This window comes from Kitasatospora sp. NPDC091257 (assembly GCF_044757675.1).
Taxonomy (GTDB): domain Bacteria; phylum Actinomycetota; class Actinomycetes; order Streptomycetales; family Streptomycetaceae; genus Kitasatospora; species Kitasatospora lactacystinica.
In genome coordinates this window covers 1-5,232 of sequence record NZ_JBIVVI010000646.1, presented here as the reverse complement: position 1 = coordinate 5,232, position 5,232 = coordinate 1, and the positions used below count along the sequence as shown (strand labels likewise).

The 5,232-nt window shown below is 71.2% G+C and carries 5 protein-coding genes; 3 read left to right on the top strand and 2 right to left on the bottom strand.

Annotation, left to right across the window (positions count from 1 at the left end):
- Window positions 1-113: 113 nt before the first annotated feature.
- The gene (locus ACIQOV_RS26375) at window positions 114-269 is read left to right on the top strand and encodes a hypothetical protein (RefSeq protein ID WP_401052497.1); all 156 of its coding nucleotides are present in this window, start codon (window positions 114-116) and stop codon (window positions 267-269) included.
- A gap of 25 nt (window positions 270-294) precedes the next feature.
- On the opposite strand, the gene ACIQOV_RS26370 is transcribed toward ACIQOV_RS26375, so the two are convergent.
- Window positions 295-897: a GNAT family N-acetyltransferase gene (locus tag ACIQOV_RS26370; protein WP_401052495.1), complete on the bottom strand. Its 603-nt coding sequence runs from the start codon at window positions 895-897 to the stop codon at window positions 295-297.
- A gap of 186 nt (window positions 898-1,083) precedes the next feature.
- Entirely contained in the window at window positions 1,084-2,367 is a 1,284-nt protein-coding gene (locus ACIQOV_RS26365; RefSeq protein ID WP_401052492.1) for an adenylosuccinate synthase, read from the bottom strand.
- A 126-nt stretch (window positions 2,368-2,493) separates the two neighbouring features.
- Between ACIQOV_RS26365 and ACIQOV_RS26360 the strand changes: the two genes are divergently transcribed.
- Both ACIQOV_RS26360 and purF read left to right on the top strand, forming a co-directional pair.
- Window positions 2,494-3,339 carry a diacylglycerol kinase gene (locus tag ACIQOV_RS26360; RefSeq protein ID WP_380546262.1) on the top strand — a complete coding sequence of 282 codons (846 nt, stop codon included), beginning with the start codon at window positions 2,494-2,496 and terminating at the stop codon, window positions 3,337-3,339.
- Between the two features lie 276 nt (window positions 3,340-3,615).
- Window positions 3,616-5,199: an amidophosphoribosyltransferase gene (gene purF, locus ACIQOV_RS26355; RefSeq protein WP_359897974.1), complete on the top strand. Its 1,584-nt coding sequence runs from the start codon at window positions 3,616-3,618 to the stop codon at window positions 5,197-5,199.
- The last annotated feature ends 33 nt before the right edge of the window (window positions 5,200-5,232 follow it).

Sequence of the window (5,232 nt, the reverse complement as noted above, 5' to 3'; positions counted from 1 at the left end):
CTCGGCTTCGCCCTGGGACGCGGCGTGTTCGCGGTGCTCCTCGACGTCGTACGGATGGACGCCCGGCACCTGCCCCACCGGCCCCACCCGTCCCGGCGCATTTCCGCATCCCGGTGAATGCGCTTCTCGTCGCCGGATTGTCGGCGCTCCTGCTCGCCGTCCTGTTCGTCGGCTGGCTGGTCTGGCTGGTGAACGTCAAGCCCTCCGAACTCCGCGCGGTGAAACGCGAGTTGGCGGCCAGCCATGCCGCCGCGGGGGACCGGAAGTAGCCGCCGCGGCCGGCCGGGGCGCGGCTCAGCCCCGGGAGAGCCGTTCCGTCAGCCGGGACTCGGCCGCCGGCCACTCGTCGGCGAGCATCGAGAAGTAGACGCTGTCCCGCCAGCTGCCGTCGGGGCGCAGCCGGTGGCGGCGCAGGGTCCCCTCGTACAGGGCGCCGAGGCGCAGGACCGCGGCGCGGGAGCGCTCGTTGCGGGCGTCGGTCTTCCAGAAGACCCGGCCCATGCCGAGGTCCTCGAAGGCGTGGCGCAGGAGCAGCAGCTTGGCCTCGGTGTTGACCGCCGTGCGCCAGACCGAGCGGGCGTACCAGGTGCCGCCGATCTCCACGGACTCGTCCGGCGCGCTGTGGTCGTGGTAGCCGGTGACGCCGACGGCCCGGCCGCTCGCGAGGTCGACGGCGGCGAAGTTCACCGACTCGCCCGCGGCCGCTTCCGCGATCCGGGTGTCGAGGATCGCGCCGAGCTCCTCCTGCGAGCCGGGCGGCGGCGACATGGTCCAGCGCCAGACGTCGGGGTCGGGGCCGACGGCGGTCCAGAGGTCGGCGAGGTGGCGGCGCTCCAGCGGCTCCAGGCGGATGTGGCGGCCGGTGAGGGTGACGGGTGCGGGCTGCTTCGCGGTCATGATCCGAACGTAGCCCGATTGTGCACTAGAGGCAATAGATGTTTGAACTAGTGCGAAAGCCCCCAGTGCAGAAGATCCAGTGCAGAAGATCCAGTGCGGAGGATCCAGCGCGGAGGATCCGGGATGACGAAGGGCCCCGCAGGACGGTGCGTCCTGCGGGGCCCTCGGTGAAGAGCGGGGTCCGGCTCAGATGAACGAGTTGATCTGGATCGTCTCGTCGCGGCCCGGGCCGACGCCGATGGCGGAGATCGGCGCGCCCGACATCTCCTCCAGCGCCTTCACGTACGCCTGGGCGTTCTTCGGCAGATCGGCGAAGGACTTCGCCTTGCTGATGTCCTCGGTCCAGCCCGGCAGCGTCTCGTAGATCGGCTTGGCGTGGTGGAAGTCCGACTGGTTGTAGGGGAGCTCCTCGACCCGCTTGCCGTCGATCTCGTACGCGACGCAGACCGGGATCTGCTCCCAGCCGGTCAGCACGTCCAGCTTGGTGAGGAAGAAGTCGGTGAGGCCGTTGACCCGGGTCGCGTAGCGAGCGATCACGGCGTCGAACCAGCCGCAGCGGCGGTCGCGGCCGGTGGTGACACCGCGCTCGCCGCCGATCCGGCGCAGCGCCTCGCCGTCCGCGTCGAGCAGCTCGGTCGGGAACGGGCCGGAGCCGACGCGGGTGGTGTAGGCCTTGAGGATGCCGATGACCCGGTCGATCTTGGTCGGGCCGATGCCGGCGCCGGTGCAGGCGCCGCCCGCGGTCGGGTTCGACGAGGTCACGAAGGGGTACGTGCCGTGGTCGACGTCGAGCAGGGTGCCCTGGCCGCCCTCCAGCAGGACGACCTTGTCCGCCTTCAGCGCCTCGTCCAGGACGAGGGTGGTGTCGGAGAGGAAGGGCCTGATCTTCTCCGCGTAGCCCAGGTACTCCTCGACCACCAGGTCGGCCGGGATGGTGCGGCGGTTGTACAGCTTGACCAGGATCTGGTTCTTGTCGTGCAGCGCCGCCTCGATCTTCTGGCGCAGGATCGACTCGTCGAACAGGTCCTGGACCCGGATGCCGACGCGGTTGATCTTGTCCGCGTAGGTCGGGCCGATGCCGCGGCCGGTGGTGCCGATCCGGCGCTTGCCGAGGAAGCGCTCGGTGACCTTGTCCAGGGTGCGGTGGTACGGCGTGATCAGGTGGGCGTTGCCCGAGATCAGCAGCTTGGAGGTGTCGATGCCGCGCTCGTTCAGGCCGGCCAGCTCGGAGAGCAGCACGGCCGGGTCGATCACGACGCCGTTGCCGATCACCGGCGTCACGTTCGGGCTGAGGATTCCGGAAGGGAGCAGGTGCAGGGCGTACTTCTGGTCGCCGATGACCACCGTGTGACCGGCGTTGTTGCCGCCCTGGTAGCGGACCACGTAGTCCACGGAGCCACCGAGGAGGTCGGTGGCCTTCCCCTTGCCCTCGTCTCCCCACTGAGCGCCAACGAGCACGAGTGCCGGCACAGGCGTACACCCCTTCCGGTTGGGGCATCCTGCGTAGGCCGCAGTCTGCCCCGAGATAGACGAAGCCCCTGGCGCAATGGCGCAAGGGGCTCTTGCACCGAGAGATTACCTGAGGAAGGACCGGTCGTGTCGTCCCTGTCCACGCCTGCTACCGGCGGCCCGGAGCCGCTCCTGCTGCTCCTCGACCCGGTGGCCCGGCAGACCGACGGCGAGTCGGTGCGGATCGCGAAGGACGTGCTCTGCGGGGGCGCGGACGTGAAGGTGGCCTTTCCGGAGAGCCCTTCCGAGCTCGACCGGGTGCTTTCGCACCGGGGCCGGAGGCGACCGGTGGTGATCGGTTCCGACCTCGCGCTGCAGCGGGTGCTCCAGGCCCTGCATCGCCAGCGTGAGCTGGGCACGGAACCGGTGGGGATGGTTCCGGTCGGCCGCTCGCAGGAGCTGGCGGCGGCCCGCGCGCTCGGCGTGCCGGGGGAGCCGGTGCGGGCCGCGCGGGCGGTGCTGTCGGGCGCGCCGCGCCGGCTGGACCTGCTGGTGGACGACGGTGGCGGGGTGGCGCTGGGCGGGGTGCGGATCACCGGCGGGGGTGCGCGGCGCATGGTGGGCCGTTCGGGTGGCTGGCGTTCGCTATGGGCGAAACTGGCTGCGGCCGAGCAGGCGAACGCACTCACTCCGGACGGCGCCGACCACAGCTCCCGCGTCCGGGTCGAGGCGGACGGCCGACTGCTCGCGGACGTCCACCGGCCGGTCCGGCTGGTCCAGGTCACGCTCCCGTCCGGCGCCTCGGACGGGACGGGCGAGATGGAGGTGGTGGTCGCCGCCTCCGGCGCCCTGGTGCGTGCCCGGGCGGCGAGCGTGTCGGTGGTCGGGCGGGGCTTCGACTACGAGGCCGACGGCCGCCCGGTCGGTCCGGTCCGGGCGCGGACCTGGACGGTGCACCCGGGAGCCTGGGGCCTGCTGCTGCCGGCCGCCTGAACGCCCGCCCGACCGGTGGGCGGCCGGCGGGCGACGGGTGGGGGAATGCCGGGTGAGCAGGCTCACGTTCGTCCGTGCCCGGACCCCCGCCGCCGCGCACCCGGAACTCCCCAACAGGCGCGAACCACAAGGCCAAGCGCCGCCCGCCGGAATTCCCCCCACCCGAAATCCCCGGCCGGTAAGGGGTTTTGTCTACGCGCATCAACTCGCGATCGCCGGACAAACCCGCAGTCCCGGGGTCCGACAGCCCGGGTCAACTGCCCTAGACTCGAAGGCGTGCCACGTGGTGACGGAAGACTCAACCACGATCTTCTTCCCGGTGAGAAAGGCCCCCAGGACGCTTGTGGCGTCTTCGGTGTCTGGGCTCCCGGCGAGGAGGTCGCCAAGCTCACGTTCTTCGGCCTTTACGCCCTGCAGCACCGCGGTCAGGAATCCGCGGGCATCGCAGTGAGCAACGGCTCCCAGATTCTCGTCTTCAAGGACATGGGCCTCGTTTCCCAGGTCTTCGACGAGGCCTCGCTGGGGTCGTTGCACGGGCATATCGCCGTCGGACACGCCCGCTACTCGACCACCGGTTCCTCGGTCTGGGAGAACGCCCAGCCGACCTTCCGGGCGACCGTTCACGGTTCGCTGGCCCTCGGGCACAACGGAAACCTGGTGAACACCGCCGAACTGGCGGCCATGGTCGCCGAACTCCCCGGCGAGGAGCACGTCTCGCGCTCCGGCCGGAGCGCCGCGACCAACGACACCGACCTGGTGACGGCGCTGCTCGCCGGCCACCCGGACCTCTCCATCGAGGAGACGGCCAAGGTCGTGCTGCCCCAGGTCAAGGGCGCGTTCTCGCTCGTCTTCATGGACGAGCACACCCTCTACGCCGCCCGTGACCCGCAGGGCATCCGCCCGCTGGTGCTCGGCCGGCTGGAGCGCGGCTGGGTGGTCGCCTCCGAGACGGCGGCGCTGGACATCTGCGGCGCCTCCTTCATCCGCGAGGTCGAGCCCGGCGAGCTCATCGCCATCGACGAGAACGGGATGCGCAGCTCCCGGTTCGCCGAGGCCAAGCCCAAGGGCTGCGTCTTCGAGTACGTCTACCTGGCCCGCCCCGACACCTCCATCGCCGGCCGCAACGTGCACCTCTCCCGCGTGGAGATGGGCCGCCGGCTGGCCAAGGAGGCGCCCGTCGATGCCGACCTGGTGATAGCGACGCCCGAGTCCGGCACCCCCGCCGCGATCGGCTACGCCGAGGCCAGCGGCATCCCGTACGGCTCCGGCCTGGTGAAGAACGCCTACGTGGGCCGCACCTTCATCCAGCCCAGCCAGACGATCCGCCAGCTCGGCATCCGGCTCAAGCTCAACCCGCTGCGCGAGGTCATCGCGGGCAAGCGCCTGGTGGTCGTGGACGACTCGATCGTGCGCGGCAACACCCAGCGCGCGCTGGTGAAGATGCTCCGCGAGGCCGGCGCCGCCGAGGTGCACATCCGGATCTCCTCGCCGCCGGTGAAGTGGCCCTGCTTCTTCGGCATCGACTTCGCCACCCGCGCGGAGCTGATCGCCAACGGCATGACCATCGAGGAGATCGGCCGCACCCTCGGCGCGGACTCGCTCTCCTACATCTCGATCGACGGCATGATCGAGGCCACCGCGCAGCCGAAGGACCGGCTCTGCCGGGCCTGCTTCGACGGCGAGTACCCGATGGAGCTGCCGGATCCGGCGCTGCTCGGCAAGCTCCTGCTGGAGGCCGAGATCAAGGGCGGCCAGCAGCCGCCGGCCGTCCGCGGCAAGCCGACCAGCGGCAGCGACCTGGACGGCGTCCAGTCGCTGCTCGGCGGGGCGGGCGCGGCCGACGCGCTGCGCCGGCCGTAACGAACCGACGGTGGGGTCCCGTGAACCGGGGCC